Origin of the sequence: Bartonella sp. AP57NXGY (assembly GCF_042195805.1) — a bacterium.
Taxonomy (GTDB): domain Bacteria; phylum Pseudomonadota; class Alphaproteobacteria; order Rhizobiales; family Rhizobiaceae; genus Bartonella.
Genome location: NZ_JBHIOZ010000064.1, coordinates 1 through 1,547, shown reverse-complemented (window position 1 = coordinate 1,547; position 1,547 = coordinate 1). Strand labels below are relative to the sequence as shown.

General features: G+C 44.2%; 1 protein-coding gene and 2 pseudogenes. All 3 read left to right on the top strand.

Going from position 1 to position 1,547, the window contains the following annotated elements; genetic code table 11:
- Nucleotides 1-300, top strand: a pseudogene (locus ACFIL8_RS06655) (phage tail protein); the annotation flags it as partial.
- A gap of 8 nt (nt 301-308) precedes the next feature.
- Nucleotides 309-1,322, top strand: coding sequence for a phage tail protein (locus ACFIL8_RS06650; protein ID WP_375689191.1), 1,014 nt, complete (start codon nt 309-311; stop codon nt 1,320-1,322).
- Between the two features lie 7 nt (nt 1,323-1,329).
- Nucleotides 1,330-1,547: pseudogene (locus ACFIL8_RS06645) on the top strand (phage tail protein); the annotation flags it as partial.

Sequence of the window (1,547 nt, the reverse complement as noted above, 5' to 3'; positions counted from 1 at the left end):
AGTGTGCAAACAGATTTAATTGAGTCGCATCAACATCAAGGACAGAGCCTTTCGATGTCTCATTTTACCAGCAACGAAAACTTTTGGGATGGGAATACGACGGATGTGTTGGGCTATCGTCTAGGCTTGTTTGGGGGGAGCTCTCTAGCGAATTTTATGGGCATAGAGCGTGAGAATTTAGGGGGCTACATTGTAAGTTCTCATACTCTTGATGAGAACCAAGAGGTTGTTTTGGAGAGCACTGGTGAAGGCGAGACGCGTCCAGTTAATGTGAGTGTTCTGTTTGCGATTAAGACATGAGGTGTAAGATGTCGACGATCTATGATTGGTCTTTAAATGCCTCCTTGAATGCCTATTGTGATGATTTGATTGATTGGTCAAAAGGACAACGTCCTAGTAGTCTGAATAATAGTGCTCGTGTGATGATGCAACGTGTGCGTGAGTATTTATCGGATACGAGTGGTGTGATTGAAAGCACTTTTACGGTTGATGCTGAACACCAGACGACGTTGATAAGACTTCAAAGCCAATCGCAATTTTTAGAGTATAAGAATGGGATATCAATTTATTTTAAAGCGAAGGGCAAGAATGTTGGGGAAACCGCAATTGCCTTGAATGATTTGGTGGCTAAACCTGTTTACAAGGCGACGGAATTAGGTCTCCGTGTTTTATCGGGAGGCGAGCTTCAAAGGGGGTGCATTTATAGCTTGGTTTATAGGGATCATGCTTGGCAAGTTTTAAATCCTACGCCTCTCTCTTTATCGCAAGAGCCGGTTATCCCTGTTTATCCACTAGGGACGATAGGGATTTTTGGGATGCAAGTTTTGCCAGATGGCTGGTTACCATGTGATGGGAAGGCTTATTTGCGTAGTGATTATCCTGCTCTTTATGAAGCGATAGGGATCAGGTGGGGAGGCGCTGATAGTTGGACGAAGTTTAATGTTCCCGATTTGCGTGGTGTTTTTTTACGAGGTGTTGATGATGACCGCGAGATAGACCGCTTTCGTTATCTTGGCACTTTACAAAATGACGCAATGAGAAAGCATGACCATGGGGGTCAATCCTTTACGATTTTGAATGATGAAAATCAGGAAGAGAGTTGGCATGGTGATATGACGATCATCTGGGGATATGTGTTGAATGACCAGCAAAGATTGAAGCTTGCTGAACGTTTGGGCGTGAGAGCAGAGGATATACGCGTGCACCATAAGCTCGCCTTTCCCCATTCCCACCTTCACATGCGTGATGTTGCATTGGCAAGTTCAGGTATAAGTGAGACGCGCCCGATTAATATGAGTGTTGTGTTTGGAATCAAGACGTGAGGTTTAGATGTCCACGATTTATGATTGGTCTTTAACGGCATCTGAGAATGGTGGTGCTGATGCTTTAATTAATTGGTCAGAGGGACAGCACCCTAACACGGTTAATAATAGCGCTCGTTTTATGATGCAACGGGTAAGTGAGTATTTATCGGATACGGGGGGTGTGCTTGAAGGGATTGTGACGGTTGATAATAACCAAAAGACGAGCGTGATAAGGCTTCTAAG

Coding starts and splice junctions, on each gene's coding strand:
- ACFIL8_RS06650 (WP_375689191.1), top strand. CDS start 309: ATGTCGACGATCTATGATTGGTCTTTAAATGCCTCCTTGAATGCCTAT.